At 46.2% G+C, this 1,012-nt stretch carries 1 protein-coding gene; it reads right to left on the bottom strand.

Annotated features, from left to right (window positions below; translation table 11 throughout):
* The coding region (locus tag R8N28_RS27310) for a PAS domain-containing protein (RefSeq protein ID WP_318183929.1) at positions 1-1,012 on the bottom strand (1,012 nt) is incomplete at both ends.

Genomic DNA, 1,012 nt, shown 5'->3' with positions numbered 1-1,012 from the left:
CGTGCCCAACTGGTCGCGCAACAAAGTCGAGATGTACTGGATCGCCTCATCAAAAATCAGGTGTCCGTACACTTCAGCGATTTGCTTGAGGCTCTTACTTGTGATGTAGATGAACGAGAAGTGATTCGGCTGGTGTTTCACCAACTCTTCAAGTGCACCTAAGATTACCGGGCGATTACAAAAGCCAGACACAGGATCAAAATCGGTCAGTTTTTGAATCATCTCAGCTTGTTGTTTGTTTTCACTCAAATCTTGCAACAGCAGCATCAAGGCGGTGTGCCCGTTGTGCTGAATCAGTGTTGCTTCTATTAAACAATCGATGGTTTCGCCGTGGCTGTCTAGCATCTGTGCTTCAAACTGATTGCGGCCATGTTGAAGCTCTCGATACATTGCATCAACACGACACTCATCCGCAGTCGTAGGGCAGAGCGTGTCTAATGACTGCTCAAGAAGGTCGGACTTTTTATAACTCAGTAGTTCAAGCGCTCGATGGTTGGCGTCGACGATTTCACGTTCAATAACGATCAGCATGCCTAACGATGAGCTGTGGTAAAGTGCGCCGAATTTCTCCATGGAGTCTTTCAGTTGTAACTGAGTCATAGACGTGTTTTCAGAGAGCTTTTGCACAAGCTTTGTCGCGAGTTCTAACTCATCGAACTTTACTGACTGCAAACCTTCAAGCTGATATTGGGAGGCGATTTCGTTAATGCCTTCTGCAAAGTGGCTAAAGCGTGTTGCCACCTTTCTTTTGAAGATGAAAAACGTGCTGGTAGCAATGACTGACGCTACCACCCCAACCGTCGCAAAGAGGTAAATAAAGAGCGTATTACCTTTTGAATAGTGTTCACGTTTGGTTTGTGTTTTCAACCACGCAATCGGCTCACCCGCGAGATCGCTGATTGGGGTCCATTTGATGATGGACTCTGAGGTTTTATCGATGCTTTTAGTTTTGGCATGATCGACAGGATTAAACGACTTGGTCACGAGCGTATTGCTGGCAGACATCATCGCT

The organism is Vibrio sp. Vb1554, assembly GCF_033344235.1.
The sequence above is the reverse complement of the archived record's forward strand: the minus strand, read 5'-3'. Positions and strand labels throughout refer to the sequence as shown.